We start from the raw sequence: 15369 nt of genomic DNA, 5'->3' as shown, positions 1-15369 counted from the left end.
GAGAGTTTTTTTATTTTTACTCTATGAAAAAGATATATATATTATCTGCAGTATTAGCTGCATTTTCTCTGCAGGCTCAGTTTACGGTTACCGTTCAGGCTCCTGCCGAATTTAAAGATCAGGATGCCATTCTATATACATTAAACGGCTCAAAAGACATAATCGTTACAAAACAACAGAACAAGAACAATACCTGGACCTTTAAGTATCCCACTCATTATATGGGAATGATGAAGGTGTATTTTCCGGCTTCAAATAATGCAGTGAGCTTTGTCTCGGAAAATAAAAATGTGAGCATCAAATTAGATGTTCAGAATAATAAGATCAAAGAAGTAGCTTATCTTGATGAAGTCAATGATCTCATGAGCAAGCAGCAGGAAGGTTCGCAGAAAAAAGAACTTATTCTCCCGGCACTGGCACAGATCAAAGAATACTACAAAGATAATACGGACTTCGGAAAAGCCCTGAAAATTGAAATAGACAGACTATCCGGTACTAGCAATGGAGTTGATGCTGCCAAGCATCCGTTTATTGCTTATTATAATAGCAATTACGCTAAGTTCTTATCCAATTCTGCAGACCCTGCGAAAAAAGTTACCCAGGATGATATCGTTAACTTCCTGGATAAATCCAATGATATGCTGGAGTCTTCTTCTCTTCTGAGACCTGTTTTGGTTTCCTACCTTAATTCCGGAGGGAATACCAATGTTGCAGGTTCGGTAGATACGCTTTTAGACCGTTTAAAAGTAGAAACACCGAGAGGGCAGACTGTTTTATCGGAACTTATTGATATTTTTGATGCCTATGACATGGAAGAGTTTAAAACCAAGTATCTGACGCTTGCTAAAAACCTTAAATGTACCATTACCGACAGATTGGCAACCACTTTAAAGTCGAATGCGAATGTGGAAATGGGAGCAGCGTTCCCTAATGTCAAGTTCCAGTCTGCAACCAACACCTCTGCAAAGTCACTGTATGACGTGAAAGCAGACAAGAAAGTGATCATTTTCTGGTCTTCTACTTGTTCCCACTGTGAAAGTGAGCTGCCACAGCTTTTAGCGAAATACAATGATTTAAAAGCGAAAAATATTCAGGTTGTCGGACTGTCTTTAGATACAGATAAAAATTCATATACTCAGAAGATCGCTGCATTTCCTTGGATCAATGACTCCGAATTGAGAGGATGGAACAGTACTTACGTAGATACATACAATGTTCATGCAACTCCGACGTATTTTATTTTAGATGCTAACAATAAGATAATCAATAAACCAGATCACGTAGGTGATGTTTTGGAATATTTTAAGTTAAAATAATTTTGGTGGTAAACAAATATTTTCTATATTTGCACCACCAAAACGGCGAGGTAGCTCAGTTGGTTAGAGCGCAGGATTCATAACCCTGAGGTCACGGGTTCAATTCCCGTCTTCGCTACAATAAGAGGGAAAGTAATAGATTTACTTTCCCTTTTTTATTTTAATGATTCGTCGTTACTTATTTTAAAAAGATGAATTAAAAATTTCGCTCGATAAGTTTTACGTGACTTATCTATTCTTTTTCTCATAGACTTTTTCATCATTAAATTTCCAATAAGCTGTTTTAACTTCTCGCAAAAGTTTTTGGTAAATTTCACCACTTGGTGATAAATTACGTATTTATACGTAATCCTTTTTCCTGCCATGTGCGTAGATTTGTGATTAACATGAGATCTGCTTGTAAAGAGCAGTACTTTTTGATAAAAACTTTTAATAACCAGAAAAACTAAAAATTAATTCTATGGCTAAGTTTACAAGAAAAAATGCGTGGGAGTATAACGGTACTTTTGATAATCAGGATCTTTTGTGGTACGCAAAGGCAGTTGGGGTGATGCAGTCCCGTACTTTAAATGACGAAAACAGCTGGTGGTTTTTTGCAGCCATGCATGGTGAGCAGATGGGTGGAAGTAAATTTCCCAATTGGAATGTTCTTCCCGGACCACCAAACGTTCCGACAAGTCCGCTTCCAGACCCCGATACAATGAAAAAATACTGGAACCAGTGTCAGCACCAGAGCTGGTATTTTGCGCCATGGCATCGCGGGTATCTTATTGCTCTTGAAGAACAGATCCGTCAGGCAGTAATCAGTTTAGGGGGACCGGCAGACTGGGCGCTTCCTTATTGGAATTATCTGGGATCAGGTGACCAGTACAAAATACCTCCGGCTTTTACCCAAAAAACTCTTCCGGACGGAAAGACCCCGAATCCTTTATATGTAACCGCAAGATACGGCCCTAAAAGTGATGGAAACGTTTATGTACAAATTCCACCGCTTTCAGAAGCTTGTCAGGGAAATACCATCTATACGGGAAGTAATTCTGCTACCTCAAAACCAGGATATGGCGGACCGGAAACCAGATTCTCACATGACGGTGCCACCAGTGGTAACCTTGAGAGTAATCCTCACAATTTGGTGCACGTACAGGTAGGAGGGAATGACGGAATAATGTCTGATCCGGATTCCGCAGGACTTGACCCTATTTTCTATCTTCACCACTGTAATATCGACAGAATGTGGGCTGCATGGAATGTAAAGAACAGTAATCCCATTAATCCGCTGTGGTTGGGAGGGCCGGCACTTTACGGTGAAAGAGAATTCATCATGCCTTTACCTGACAATAAGGCCTGGGTGTATACTCCTGAAGAAATGACCAGTTTGGCTAAGCTTGATTATACCTATGATGATCTTGAACCAACAACGGCTCCTCTGGTAGAGAAAACGCTTTCCCAAAGATTGACTAAATTAGGAGCACAATCTGTAGAAACAGAAAATTTACAAGAACAAGATATGGACTTAGGAGACAACTCAGAACTTGTAGGGGCCAATACCGGACAGGTTCAGATAGACGGATCAGGAGCGAAAACTACCGTTAAGTTAGAAAGCAGTTCCTGGAAGAATGTACCCAACAGCCTGATGAAGGCCTCTGTTTCCAATTTACCGGATCAGGTTTATCTTCAGCTGGAAAATGTGAAAGGAACCAGAGATGCCAATATTCTGAGCGTTTCTGTCAATCATCAGCTTGCCGGACATGTTTCTCTTTTCGGATTGCGTAATGCTTCTGATAAAGACGGGCACAATGGTGGGACAGGACTTACATTTATTCTTAATATTACAGACATTATCGATAACCTGTTTATCAATAATCAACTTGATATTAATTCTCTGGATGTAACGATTCTGCCGGATAATGTAGTTCCTTCCGATGAAAAAATTACGGTAGGCCGTGTAAGCATCTATCGTGAAGAGCAGAAGCTATGAAAACCTCGAAAAGGATCCGTTATTCAATAAGTGTAGTGATTCTGTCGGTAAGTGCTTTATTTTGGGTGATCCTGCTGTTTAATCCGGGTGGTATCATGACGGTGAAGCACTGTCATGTGACGCTTGAAGGACCATCAAAAGCTTCACTTCAAATGATGCTTCAGATGAATCCCGTTTCTGACCTGATGATCGGCTGGACGCTCATGGTACTGGCGATGATGTTGCCTAAACTGATTGTGCCGGTTCAGTATATTTATGACCGTAGTTTTAAAAACCGTAGATTCTGGTCTGCATTACTTTTCATATTGGGCTATACCGCAGTATGGATCGTTATGGGGTTTTTCATGAATATGATCATTATAGGACTGAATCTGCTCTTACCAAATTCTTACATTCCTGCTTTGGGAGTGGGAATCATTGCAGTGATATGGCAGTTTTCTCCCATCAAGCAAAAGTGTCTGAACCGGGGACATGATCACGCTCCACTTGCCGCTTTCGGTTCCGAGGCGGATCGTGATGCATTTATGTTTGGAATTATGCACGGAGTTTGGTGTGTGGGAGCGGGATGGGCACTGATGCTTTTCCCGATGTTGCTGCCTTCCGGACATAATCTGGCCATGATTGTGGTTACTTTCATCATGATCAGTGAGCATATGGAGCATCCAAGATTTCCGGGGTGGCATTTCAGTTTTCGCCTTAAGCTACTGCGTGTTATCATTGCACAGACTAAGCTTAATCTGAAAAATGTCTTGAAATTTAATTGAATACTTTTGTTTTCTACTATATTCTAATTCACCGGACTTATTTAAAATCAGGTGAAAAACCGCACTTCAGGGTGTGGTTTTTTTGTGACTTAAAATGAAGTTTCCATTGGTGGGATTTTCATATTTTATATTCTATCTGTGTTCAAGGGCTTTTGACAATAGGTAAAAACTTTGAAAAATAAATTTGCGTAGAAATACGTAAAGAATATCAAAGGAGAATTTCTAGCTTTGAGTATCATAATTTACTTTTCAAGTGAGCATCAGTAGAAAATTACTTTCTGGTGGTGCTTTTTTTGAAATCAGACTTTCACTGCACTTTCGTTGCTGATGTATTGGAGAAGGACATGCTTACTACAGTTACTTCAAATTCTTAAAACTACATACCATTAAAAATTAAAACCATGAAAAAATTTGACACGCCGGCCTATCAGGCTGACAAAGATTTTAAAGACCAGCCGGATCTGAAAAATCAGATTGAAAATGCCTGGAGCAATTATGTAAAATACTGTACGATTAATTCACAGATGGGAAATCCATGGTCAAGCAGTTATGACCATCCCAGAAGCTGGTACTATAATCCTCTTGTAACATCGGTTACTCCTGATAAAAATAATACAGTCCCAATACAGTGGGGTGCTTTCCCAAACAGAATCAAGCATTATTTTACCAGTTTGTTTACTAAGGAGTTTCCTAATGAAGTCCAGGACAAGCTGCATGAGCTTGCTGATATAGGTCCGAAGGCATTCACTGCCAAATATGGCACTCAACTGGTGGTTCCTAAAAATCCATGCGATCTCACTAATACGGATACAAAAGCATTTGGTCCTTCCGGTCCAAGAGGCTGGCAGGATGAATACTGTGAATGGAGCGTGACAAGAGATACCAACGGAGATATTATCGCTGTAAATTTTACCCACGAAAATCCGGAATACTGGTTCCATATGTGGAAGGTTTCTCAGGATATGGTGGTTTCACTTTATCAGGAAATTCTTAATAATCCCAATGTGCAGAAGGAAGATCTCTATCTTTTGGATGCAAACGGGAATCCTGTTATAGTAAGGGAAACAGGTCTCCCTGCCTATAATCCGATTAACAAATGGAACAGCGGTTCTTCAGCTACAGCAGATGGAGGAGGAGCGGTACACCTTACCAGTCCGCCCAATTCTTTAGGAGCAGAGATCTATCTTGGAGCAGCAGCTACTATTTTAAGAGTAGTGGGAGGAAAAGTGATTACCGATGCCAACACACTGATCTGTGCTGCACAGTACGGACAGATCTACAGAAACAGTGATCCCCGTATCGGTCAGAATGTGAATGCACTGGTGCATAATAAAAAACTGAAAATATCATTGACTAACCCGATCGCACTGTACGGTCAGGTACCTGATTTCACTCAGTTTACAATGCCTGATTCAGCGAATGGATATACCATTAAAGACTGTTATAAAGTTATCAGAGGATCGGCTACCAATCCGGGAACTGATTTCTATCCTTTTAATATGATCCTTCATTCAAGATTTGAGGTTCCTGCCGGGGCAAAATTTAAACTCAGTGAGATTAAAGTACAGGGGCAGCCTTTAAAATGGGGCTCACAGATTGCAGATGTTTTTAAAGTACAGCTTGCAGGAACAGGAATCCAAGGAGGAAGCGACAAACCTCAGGAATATCCACCGGTAGGAGATCCCGATGTTACCCTGCCAAGTGTACAGTATCTTCTGGATAATAATCTGCTTCAGGCGAGTCTTTACAACAAACTTAATACTTTTTCTAATTTAACCTCATGCATTACCCAGATCGAAGCGGGAGCAACCACAAGCGGAATTGCTGTGCTAGCCAGTGATGCCAACAGGGAAACAGGTTTTGATTTTGGAGCAGGAATCAGCGTATCTGTGACAGATTTTCAGGATCTTGGAAATGATAACCAGCTGTTCATGATCGATATTACCGTTCATGCTGCAGCCAAGTTGGGAGAGAAACCGCTTGCGCTGTACAATAATGCTTCAGATCCAAAATATACGATTTCGGGAGTTCTTGAAGTTGTGGCCCCGGGCTCACTTCCAAAACTGAATATTGAGCCAAATCATGCCTTACTTTCCGATCAGCAAATCAAACAGGTACAAAAAATAATGAAATGAGAACACTATTATTTTCCTTTTTTCTATTGAGTTTAATTTCAATTTCATGTGAATCCGGAAAAAAGGACAAAAAATTAAACTCCAGAGTCGGTTTTTCTCAAAAGATGGCAGATTTCGACTGCGGTGCCTTTTGTGATCCTCCTTCGGTAACGTATCAGCTGCCTGCAGATTCCAGTTGTGTGAACAGTTCTCAAAATGTAATGAACTGTTTTGCATGGAAAAATTTTCTTGCATTGAACTGGTTGGCCTCTGATGAGAGGGGAGTTCCTGATACCACTGCCGTTGCCTCTGACTATGGTATGCCCGGAGATTACAAACCCACAGTATGGGAAAGCTACCTGAGCAGTGATGATGTATTTACCAACAAACCAGCTGCGCAATGGAACCTTAAAAGCAAAAACGGGTACATGAAGTACATCAATGAAATCAATAAGTTCACCGATATCAATGCGAGTCTTCCGAAACCTAAGCTGAGAGCAATGCTTGGAGGAAATGTAGATGAAATCATGCAGGCTAAAGGGGCATGGCTTACTGACCAAAGCGGAAATATCGTTTGGTATGAGATCCGGATGAATACGATTGAAAGTGATTTTGTACGTGATAATAAACTTTATAATTATGGAAGCTTAAGTGCCTTTGCAGCCCAAAATCAAGGGGTTTGGTTTCCGATGGAATCTATTGAGATCAAAGCCGCATGGCGAATCATCCCGGAAAATCAATTGGAATCGCTGAAGAATTTTTACAAAATATCCGTGGCGATGGTTCCGGATATCAAAGGTTTTGATAAAAATAATAAACCGATCTATGGAAAGTATTCACAGAAATATTTAGGATTGGTAGGCCTGCATATCATCAGAAAAACCAATCAGTCTCCACAGTTTACCTGGATGACTTTTGAGCATGTGAACAATGCACCGACAGATGGACAGGTTGATCCATCCGTTAAGTACTGTTTTTATGATCCTAAAAGCCAGGACAAACCTAACCAGTCTCCGGTACCCGGAAAGGACAGTTTAAACAAACCGGTTCAGGTAGTTCGTATTGCAGACAATGCCATTACGCCGGAAATACAACAGTTGAATAAGCAGATTCAAGAGATGATTAAGGCCAGCAATCCTAAATCTGTGTGGCAGTATTATCAGCTGGTGAATGTACAGTGGCCGGAAAACCCGGTGAAGGATAAAGACAACAATAAGAAAGCGCCTCTGATGACTGGCGGAATTACTCCGAAAAATATAGCCAATGTTACCATGGAGACTTATATCCAGGAAAAGCAATGCATGGATTGCCATAAAAATGCATCGGTTGGAGATCAAAAATACCCTACAGATTACAGTTTTATATTTTTAAAGGTTAAACCTAAACTGGAAAAGTAAAACGTGAACTTTAATCATTGTACTCATCATAACAATAAAACCGCAGTCTTTGTAAGCTGCGGTTTTTATTATTTATATTTTTAAAGGAGCATTAAGTCTGGTACCCCAATAATTTTCTGATCTGGTAGAAGAATCTTTCGATAAGTCGAAGATCCTGGGTTACGATTTCCGCGTTCCCTCTGAGTTCTTTGTCAAAAGTAAGGGTTTTATTATAGCTGGTTCTTAATCCTTTTGGAAGGGTAATATCTACATAATAGTTTCCTTTATCATCGGGAATAAGAGAAATATTCTGCACTTTTCCTTCCACAATACCATATTCCTGGAAACGGTAGTTGTCCAGTTTGATCAATACTTTCTGACCCGTCATCACCTTTCCTGAGTTAACGGTAGGAACGGACATTCTTCCAACGAGCTTTTCCTTATTGGTAGGAAGGATGGAAACAATGGGCTCTGACATTTTTACAAACTGATTTTCTCCAAAAAACTGCTGAAAGCTGGCCATTCCATCTGTAGAAGAGATCACAAGATAATTCTGTTCCCATTGTTTTAAAGATTTACGAAGCTGTTCAAAAAGCTGTAAAGTCTGAGAAGAATAGGTAATCTTGTCTTTTTCTGTGTTAATGGCTGTTCCGCTTTTCGTTTTATTCAGATTGGAAATCCCTTCATCCATCTGAGAGATGGAAATATTGAGGTTTTCAAGGTTCTGCTGAGCCTGAAGAAACTTTATTTTTTCATTTTCAAGTTCTACGGAAGCAATGACTCCCTGATTGAAAAGTTCCTGAGATCTCTGATAGCTCTTTCTTGATAACTCATATTTTGCTAATTCCAGGCTTTTCTGCTGTCTTAAAGTCGCAATTCTTACCCTGTATTCTGAGATGCTCTGGTTGGCCGCTATATTTTCCGGTGCATAGGGTTGAAGTCTTGTGAAAAGTTCCTCATCCTGAAAAGCTTTCGCAAAACTGTTGTAATCTCCCTGCAGTTCACCAAGTTTGAATCTTGAAGTCACTGCGATCGGGAAACTCTGCAGCTGTTGAGGCGAAATAGAATCCACCAGTTTTTTCAGTTCTAAAACATCTTTATAATTGGCCGTGGACTGCATAACCATTAGCACGTCATTTTTCTTTACCTGTTGATGATCTTTGATGAAAATCTTTTCAATTTTCGCGTTCATCCTGGCCTCTATTTTTTCAGGAGGATTTTGTGATGTTACCATAACCGGAGCAGCAACAAATTCCGGATATTTGATGATGTAGCTCATCACAAGGATAAGCAGGAGTATAATTAATATGACGCTGTTTCCCCAGCGTATCATCCAATGCGGAGGCTGGGTGAGAATGTCCTGAACACTCTCTGAGCGGAGTTCAATATTGTCTAAAATATCTTCTTTCATGTTTCTGAGATAAAATTTCCCCCATGTTTCAGAGGGAATATAATTTAAGCAAATGGACAGTTTCCGTCATACCATGATGGAGCATTGGTATCTGAATCCGGTGGGCAGTCAAAATGTTTGATTCTGCATGGTATCCAGCTTCCGTTACACCATGATCCGCAGCAATTAGTACCGGGAATTATTACTCCTCCGTCAATAGAAATTAATTCCTTTCTCGACAGTTTTTTCAGATTTTTCATAATTAAAAGTTGCTTAGTTTTTTTTCCTACTCTATGAGCTTTTCGGACTCCGCTTTATGATTTGTATTAGTTTCCTAATTCAAGCTGATTTTTTACCAGTCTGTAGTATTCTCCTTTTAAAGCAACCAGGTCGGCATGGTTACCTTCCTCTACGACCACACCTTTATCCAGAACGATGATTTTGTCAGCATGTTTTACGGTGGATAGTCTGTGAGCAATTACGATGGCTGTTTTGCCTTTAAAAAACTGTTCCAGATTTTCCATGATCACTTTTTCATTGTTGGCATCCAAAGCGGAAGTCGCTTCATCGAAAAAGATAAATTCAGGAGATTTGTAAACGGCTCTGGCAATGAAAAGCCTTTGCTTCTGACCACCACTTACGCCTACACCTTCATTTCCGATCTTTGTGTTATAGCTTAACGGAAGACTTTCAATGAAATCTTTGATGTTGGCAATTTCTACAGCACGTCTTAATTTTTGTTTGTCCACGTGATCTTCTCCTACCGCAATATTATTGGCTATGGTATCATTAAATACATATCCTTCCTGCATAACCACTCCGCAATGATCTCTCCAGAATCTCGGAGAAATGCTTTTCAACTGCGTACTTCCAAGCCTGATATCTCCTGCCGTAGGTTCGTAAAATTTCATCAGAAGTTTTAAAAGCGTGGTTTTCCCACTTCCGCTGGCCCCTACAATAGCTGTAGTTTTCTGATAAGGTATCGTAAGGCTGAGATCTTCAAATACAGGAACATCTGATCCTATGTATCTGAATGATATATTACTGACTTCAATGTCTTTCTGAGGAATTTCTCCTGCATACTGCTCATTTTTGTCTTCTTCATCTTCTTTATCGTGGATTTCACCTAATCTTTCAAGGGAAATCTTAGCATCCTGAGTCTGCTTGATAAAATCGATAAGCTGTAACAATGGACTGTTCAACTGTCCGATGATATACTGTACCGAAAGCATCATCCCTAAAGTAAGATTTCCTTCTAATACAAGTTTGGCTGAAAGGAAACTTACCAGAATGTCTTTCATCTGATTAATGAAATTTCCTCCTACCGACTGCCATTGCTCCAGGGATAGAGACTTTATCCTGATTTTAAATAATTTAACCTGCAAGAATTCCCAGTCCCAACGTTTCTGCTTCTCAGCGTTATGCATTTTAATCTCCTGCATCCCGTTGATCAACTCGATCACTTTACTCTGTTCCTGTGAAACCTGAGAGAATCTTTTATAATCCAGCTCCTTTCTTTTACTAAGGAAAAAGCTGATCCATCCGATATAAAGACCTGCTCCTATCAGATAAACGACAAACAGCCTGTAATCGTAAAACAGAAGAACAATACTGAAGATAATAAGATTCACCAAAGAGAAAAGGGTGTTTAACGAAGAACTCGTCAATAACTGCTCAATTCTGTGGTGGTCATTAATCCTTTGCATGATATCTCCCGTCATTCTCGTGTCGAAAAAGCTTATCGGAAGCTTCATCAGCTTGATAAAGAAATCCGAGATGATAGAAATATTGATCCTTGCAGAGAGGTGGAGAAGAATCCAGCTTCGGATCACCTCAATACCCATTCTTCCCAGAAACAACATAATCTGAGCAAGAAGGACCACATAAATGAAGTTAAGATCCTGATTCTGTATCCCGACGTCTACAATACTCTGGGTAAGGAAAGGGAAAATAAGCGAAAGTAAACTTCCCGCCAAAAGACCCACCGCAAGTTGTATGACAAGAGACTTGTACTTAAGCAGGTATTTGGATAAGAAAGAGAAACTCGCCTTGCTTTCCTCTGTATCAAATTCGGTCTGAAAAAATGCAGGAGTCGTTTCAAGAATAAGGGCGATTCCTTCTTCCGTATTTTCGTTGGCATTTTCCCCGATCCATAATTTGATGAATTCATCGCGGGAATAAGTGATCAGTCCATAGCTGGGATCTGAGATATAGACTTTGTTATTTTTATCAATTTTGTATACAACAACGAAGTGGTTCTTGTTCCAGTGCACGATGCAGGGGAATGGTACTTCTTCTGCAAGGGTATTAAAATCGATCTGGACTCCAAGGGAACGGAATCCTAAATTTTCTGATGCATCGCTCAGTCCTAAAAGGCTGCTTCCTTCACGTGTAGTTTCAGAAAGGGTACGGATCTGCTGCAGGGAAATACTTCTGCCGTAATATTTACTTACTATTCTAAGGCAGGTAGGGCCGCAGTCTTTAGCATCCGGCTGTTTATAAAAGGGAAATTTCTTCAAAATTGATATTCATTATAAAATGTCGCCAAAATATGACGACATTTTTACTTATTCAAATTAATATTCAAATGTATATCGTTCAATTATATGATGCACCGTTTTTATGCCAGGCACCGATACAAATTAAAGGATCATTAACAGTATATTTTTCGTGCTGTTAAATTAGTTTAATATTGCAGACTATTAACCAAGTGGCGTAAAATCAATCATGGGAGGTGGTGTGCAATAGTAAGTGTTGGGTCCTGCTCCTGCTATAGGTCTGCATACCCCGTTGGCACAGCATTGGTCTCCACCGCATTCTCCATTATCCGGACATCTTCTAAGCCCTCCTTTAATAGATTTTAAATTTTCTCTTGAGATTTTCTTTAAGTTTTTCATAGTGTTATTTAGTTTGCTGTTTTTTCCTACTTTTTCAAAGCTTTTCGGACTGTGCTTATATTTTTTCCTAAGATAGTGAATTTTTCAATTCATGAATGATTTCTTAGTGCAAGTCCTCATCTTCCATTAATTCATCAACGAAAAACCAGATATCATCACGGTCATATTTGTCCGGAAACTGGTGTCCGTTAAGAATGAAGATAGGCGTAAAGTTCAAGCCTGAAGCGCTGTTATCTTTTGTCATTTCAATAAATGGTGTCAGGTCTTCTGTTTCAGATGAGCCTGAAAGGGCTGCGATCTTGTTTTCGTCTCTGGTTTCAAACCATTCTTCAACAGCGTTCAGGAATTCTTTCTGAGGTTTATTGTGGTAGATATGGTTGAACGCTGAAAGCAGCTTGGTATACTTTTCATCAGCTCTTTCCTGTGAATAGTTGAAACGGATCTGTACGGAAATATCATCAGGATATTTTTCAAGAAGTCCTTCCATGATTTTATGGCCGTCTTTACAGAATCCGCAGTAAGGATTGGATACAATGGAAAGACGGAGTTTAGCATCTTTATTCCCCAATGAGAAAGTTTGCGTATCTTGGAATTCTATCTTTTCATTTTCCAGAAGCTGGCTTTTGAAAAGCTCATAATTTCTTTTAAATCTTAGGTTTTTGGCATTGGATTTCTGAAGGCTTTCTTTCTGGGAAAGGATATTGCTGAAATAGAGAACAGTAGAGAAGACCAAAATCCATAAAACAGCAGTTAATAACAAAGCTCCGATGCTGAATGATGTATTCTGGAAAAAGATAATGCTCAACGCCAGCTGTCCGACAAGAATGGAAATAATTAAAAGACAGACTCTACAGAACGTTTTTTCTACAAAAGCCTGAATATATAATGAATATCCAATGGCCAGGATAGAAACGAATGTAAATCCTTTTACAATATATGATGTAGCTGGAAGGAAAAGTCCCAATATGGCAAGTCCTGCAAAATAAATCAGAGAAAAATCTGAGAACTTTAAGCCTAAGATACTCGTCTTGTCCTGTTTGATAATTTTATCACATGAGTTGGTGGCCTGCTTGGCGGAAGTATCTCCACAAATACTACCGATCACGGTAGAGGTATTCCCGAATTTTTGGTTGAAAATCTCCATAGAAATATAAACACCTGCCAGGGAAAGGAGATTAAAAAGAGCTTCGTATATGTTTTGGGTAAAAAAAGAATAGACCAGAATGATCGCAAAAACAAGATATAAAAGTGGTGTAAAATTAAAAGCCTGTTTGCTTTCTGCATTCTCACTCTTTTCAAACAACAGGACGAAATCTGTAGATTTTTGATGAAGTTCTTCTTTATTAAGTGTTTTTGCTTTTTCTGAATAAACTGAATAACTGGCTCCCGATTTCTTTACCAGAGAAAAGGAGTTATCTACAATCGCGATAAATTCTTCCGGCAGTTCATCCCAATATTCCTTATCAAGTTCATAAGCATCATTTTTTACGCCCATAAAGTTAAGCGTATCACTAAAAGCCAATGCTGAAGGGTAGTTGGGGTGTGAGTTGAACTGGAAAGAAAATTCCTGTTTATCGAGTTTTAGATAGTTAATTAGTTTGTCGAAAATCATAGTAATATTTTTAACTAAAATACGCAGATGTTTTAAAAAAACAAATTTTTTTTCTTTTGTTAGTGATATACTTTTGTTAAATGCTTGATTATGTGTAAATATTACTGTATTTTTTACATTATTTAGTATAAAATAAAGCTGATTCCATAATAAAATAGAGGTGAGAAGTTGTCTGATTAGAGGTGTCACACGGTATCAGGAAGGATGTAGTTTAAAAATTTTATAACAGTAGAATCTTGAATGATTACGATCGATGTAGTGATCCGTTTATGGCTGAATACTCTAGAATATGTCTGAGTTTATAATAGAAATAAAAGTTCTGTTTTGAAATGAAATATTATTAGTTTTGGAAAGACAAAAAAGGTAGATGGTTTTTGTTGTTTTAAAGAAAAATATAAAACAAGAATTGGCATTTTTTAAGCTTGAAAATTCTAAAATATAAAAAATCTTCCGATCCCGGAATAGAGATATATTTTGATGAATATATTTTTACTTTTTTTTCTTCATTTTTACCCACTTACAGATAATAACTCTAATTTTTAGTAGTGGAAAAATACCGAAAAATTCAAATATTTAATTCTTAAACAAATGTTTAAATTTATGCACTTTTAATACTGGATCTAAAATTTATATAATGATTTATTATTAGATTATTTGTTTTGGTAAAATTCTAATTTCCAGTGATGAACTCAAAAAAACTTAAAAAATCATAAAGTTTTCTTAAAGTTTTAAAAAAGGATGGAAATGTTTTTGTATTTATAAAATATGTTGTACTTTTACATCGCCTTGAATGAGGGAACAAGTCAAGGTAATAAATTTTTTTTCATCATTTGTGTTTTTAGAATCGTATCGCCTGATACGATTCTTTTTTTGTGGGCTACTTTTCATAGTTCAGAAGGAGATCAATAAAGTAAGAGTACGTAACCGCTCCTTCCTGTTGGTTGCTCTTCAAAAACAGGTTATTCGTAAACCCGAAGAAGTCATCCAGCCAGCCTTGGTGTCTGAAAATAAAACTTCTTTCATAAAGCCTATCTCTTTTCATAGCAGGAGAATATTGGGCAAGAACAGACTTTACAAATGCAGGATCTTCCCCTACTATAAATCTTAAAAGACTTTTTAACGTAAAATATTCAGTGCTGTATCTCAGGTCTTTATTTTTTGCATTAATACCAATTAGATAGCCTATGAAATTGGCTTCCTGCTCTCTGGCAAAACCTAGCTGGTGCGAACTCTCATGTGCTGATGTAAATGGAATGAAAGTGTGGGGAAGTTCACTATTGTATTGTGCTTCTGCCGTAAAAGGATTGTAATACCCCAATATACCTGTGAAATTCATGACAGTCTTAAAAAGGCTGGGTTTAAAAGCATTGATTTCCGGTGCGTATTTATCTGAGATAGACTTAGGAAGCAGAGTCTGTTGTTGAAGAATTTCAGTTTGTACCGCCTTCAGATCAGTGATAATGAATACTCCGTTTTTATCTTCCATTACAGATTGTCTGGTCGTTTTGCATTTTTCCAGATAACGCAGGGCTAAGGTCTTTGCCTTGTTGATTTCCGGTTCTTTCTGACTGGAAAGTTTTTTGATAACCGGAGTCTGGAAATACAGCATTCCCCAACAGATCTGATAGATGAAGTAAAAGATATTAATGCCTGCCAGAAGCCTCAAAAGAGCTTGGTTTCTGCTTTTCTTTTTAAAACAGAGTATAAGGCCATATAAAAGAAAAATTCCCAAAAGAATATAGATAAGATCGCCGAAAGAAAATGGGATCCAGCTGAAAAGCAATTGATGAATGTTTTTCTGAAGTTCAAAGAACCATTCGAAAAACGAGATCATTGTTTTTGACTTGGAGAACGCATAGAACAAAAGAAATTGGGCAAGTAATCCACCTGCCCAAAATCTTTTCTTATATATTTTTTTTGTT

11 protein-coding genes and 1 tRNA gene are annotated in these 15369 nt (G+C 38.4%); 6 read left to right on the top strand and 6 right to left on the bottom strand.

All coding sequences use genetic code 11. The features are described 5' to 3' along the window. Nucleotides 1–23: 23 nt before the first annotated feature. The 6 genes from LC419_RS18225 (at nucleotide 24) to LC419_RS18200 (ending at nucleotide 7569) form a co-directional block, all read left to right on the top strand. Nucleotides 24–1316, top strand: a complete 1293-nt coding sequence (locus LC419_RS18225) for a peroxiredoxin (RefSeq protein WP_223608698.1) — start codon at nucleotides 24–26, stop codon at nucleotides 1314–1316. Nucleotides 1317–1360: 44 nt separating this feature from the next. Next, nucleotides 1361–1434 (top strand) — tRNA-Met (locus tag LC419_RS18220). 342 nt (nucleotides 1435–1776) lie between these two features. Beyond that, the gene (locus LC419_RS18215) at nucleotides 1777–3294 is read left to right on the top strand and encodes a tyrosinase family protein (protein ID WP_223608697.1); all 1518 of its coding nucleotides are present in this window, start codon (nucleotides 1777–1779) and stop codon (nucleotides 3292–3294) included. Continuing rightward, a complete protein-coding gene (locus LC419_RS18210; protein WP_223608696.1) occupies nucleotides 3291–4058 on the top strand; it encodes a DUF2182 domain-containing protein in 768 nt (255 codons plus the stop codon). Before LC419_RS18215 ends, LC419_RS18210 begins: the two co-directional genes overlap by 4 nt. Nucleotides 4059–4459: 401 nt before the next feature. After that, on the top strand, nucleotides 4460–6193 hold the full coding sequence (locus LC419_RS18205) for a hypothetical protein (RefSeq protein WP_223608695.1): 1734 nt from the start codon (nucleotides 4460–4462) through the stop codon (nucleotides 6191–6193). Beyond that, nucleotides 6190–7569 (top strand): hypothetical protein, encoded by a 1380-nt coding sequence (locus LC419_RS18200; protein ID WP_223608694.1) that lies wholly within the window; start codon nucleotides 6190–6192, stop codon nucleotides 7567–7569. Before LC419_RS18205 ends, LC419_RS18200 begins: the two co-directional genes overlap by 4 nt. 91 nt (nucleotides 7570–7660) lie before the next feature. Here LC419_RS18200 and LC419_RS18195 read toward each other — a convergent pair whose 3' ends face one another. From LC419_RS18195 to LC419_RS18170, 6 genes are all read right to left on the bottom strand, one after another. Next, a complete protein-coding gene (locus tag LC419_RS18195; protein WP_223608693.1) occupies nucleotides 7661–8959 on the bottom strand; it encodes an HlyD family secretion protein in 1299 nt (432 codons plus the stop codon). A gap of 44 nt (nucleotides 8960–9003) precedes the next feature. Further along, nucleotides 9004–9198, bottom strand: a complete 195-nt coding sequence (locus tag LC419_RS18190; protein WP_223608692.1) for a hypothetical protein — start codon at nucleotides 9196–9198, stop codon at nucleotides 9004–9006. A gap of 66 nt (nucleotides 9199–9264) precedes the next feature. After that, nucleotides 9265–11457, bottom strand: coding sequence for a peptidase domain-containing ABC transporter (locus LC419_RS18185; protein ID WP_223608691.1), 2193 nt, complete (start codon nucleotides 11455–11457; stop codon nucleotides 9265–9267). 183 nt (nucleotides 11458–11640) lie between these two features. Beyond that, nucleotides 11641–11835 (bottom strand): hypothetical protein, encoded by a 195-nt coding sequence (locus LC419_RS18180; protein WP_223608690.1) that lies wholly within the window; start codon nucleotides 11833–11835, stop codon nucleotides 11641–11643. A gap of 103 nt (nucleotides 11836–11938) precedes the next feature. After that, nucleotides 11939–13447 carry a thioredoxin domain-containing protein gene (locus LC419_RS18175; RefSeq protein WP_223608689.1) on the bottom strand — a complete coding sequence of 503 codons (1509 nt, stop codon included), beginning with the start codon at nucleotides 13445–13447 and terminating at the stop codon, nucleotides 11939–11941. Nucleotides 13448–14324: 877 nt separating this feature from the next. Beyond that, on the bottom strand, nucleotides 14325–15281 hold the full coding sequence (locus LC419_RS18170; RefSeq protein WP_223608688.1) for a DUF3810 domain-containing protein: 957 nt from the start codon (nucleotides 15279–15281) through the stop codon (nucleotides 14325–14327). Between the last annotated feature and the right edge of the window lie 88 nt (nucleotides 15282–15369).

This window comes from Chryseobacterium sp. OSA05B, assembly GCF_019970065.1.
Classification (GTDB): domain Bacteria; phylum Bacteroidota; class Bacteroidia; order Flavobacteriales; family Weeksellaceae; genus Chryseobacterium.
This window is presented reverse-complemented; position numbering and strand designations above follow the sequence as displayed.

What these genes read in the sequence shown, in the direction of transcription:
- LC419_RS18200 (WP_223608694.1), top strand. Translation starts at nt 6,190, where the DNA reads ATGAGAACACTATTATTTTCCTTTTTTCTATTGAGTTTAATTTCAATT.
- LC419_RS18215 (WP_223608697.1), top strand. Translation starts at nt 1,777, where the DNA reads ATGGCTAAGTTTACAAGAAAAAATGCGTGGGAGTATAACGGTACTTTT.
- LC419_RS18190 (WP_223608692.1), bottom strand. Translation starts at nt 9,198, where the DNA reads ATGAAAAATCTGAAAAAACTGTCGAGAAAGGAATTAATTTCTATTGAC.
- LC419_RS18195 (WP_223608693.1), bottom strand. Translation starts at nt 8,959, where the DNA reads ATGAAAGAAGATATTTTAGACAATATTGAACTCCGCTCAGAGAGTGTT.
- LC419_RS18180 (WP_223608690.1), bottom strand. Translation starts at nt 11,835, where the DNA reads ATGAAAAACTTAAAGAAAATCTCAAGAGAAAATTTAAAATCTATTAAA.
- LC419_RS18170 (WP_223608688.1), bottom strand. Translation starts at nt 15,281, where the DNA reads ATGATCTCGTTTTTCGAATGGTTCTTTGAACTTCAGAAAAACATTCAT.
- LC419_RS18205 (WP_223608695.1), top strand. Translation starts at nt 4,460, where the DNA reads ATGAAAAAATTTGACACGCCGGCCTATCAGGCTGACAAAGATTTTAAA.
- LC419_RS18210 (WP_223608696.1), top strand. Translation starts at nt 3,291, where the DNA reads ATGAAAACCTCGAAAAGGATCCGTTATTCAATAAGTGTAGTGATTCTG.
- LC419_RS18225 (WP_223608698.1), top strand. Translation starts at nt 24, where the DNA reads ATGAAAAAGATATATATATTATCTGCAGTATTAGCTGCATTTTCTCTG.
- LC419_RS18175 (WP_223608689.1), bottom strand. Translation starts at nt 13,447, where the DNA reads ATGATTTTCGACAAACTAATTAACTATCTAAAACTCGATAAACAGGAA.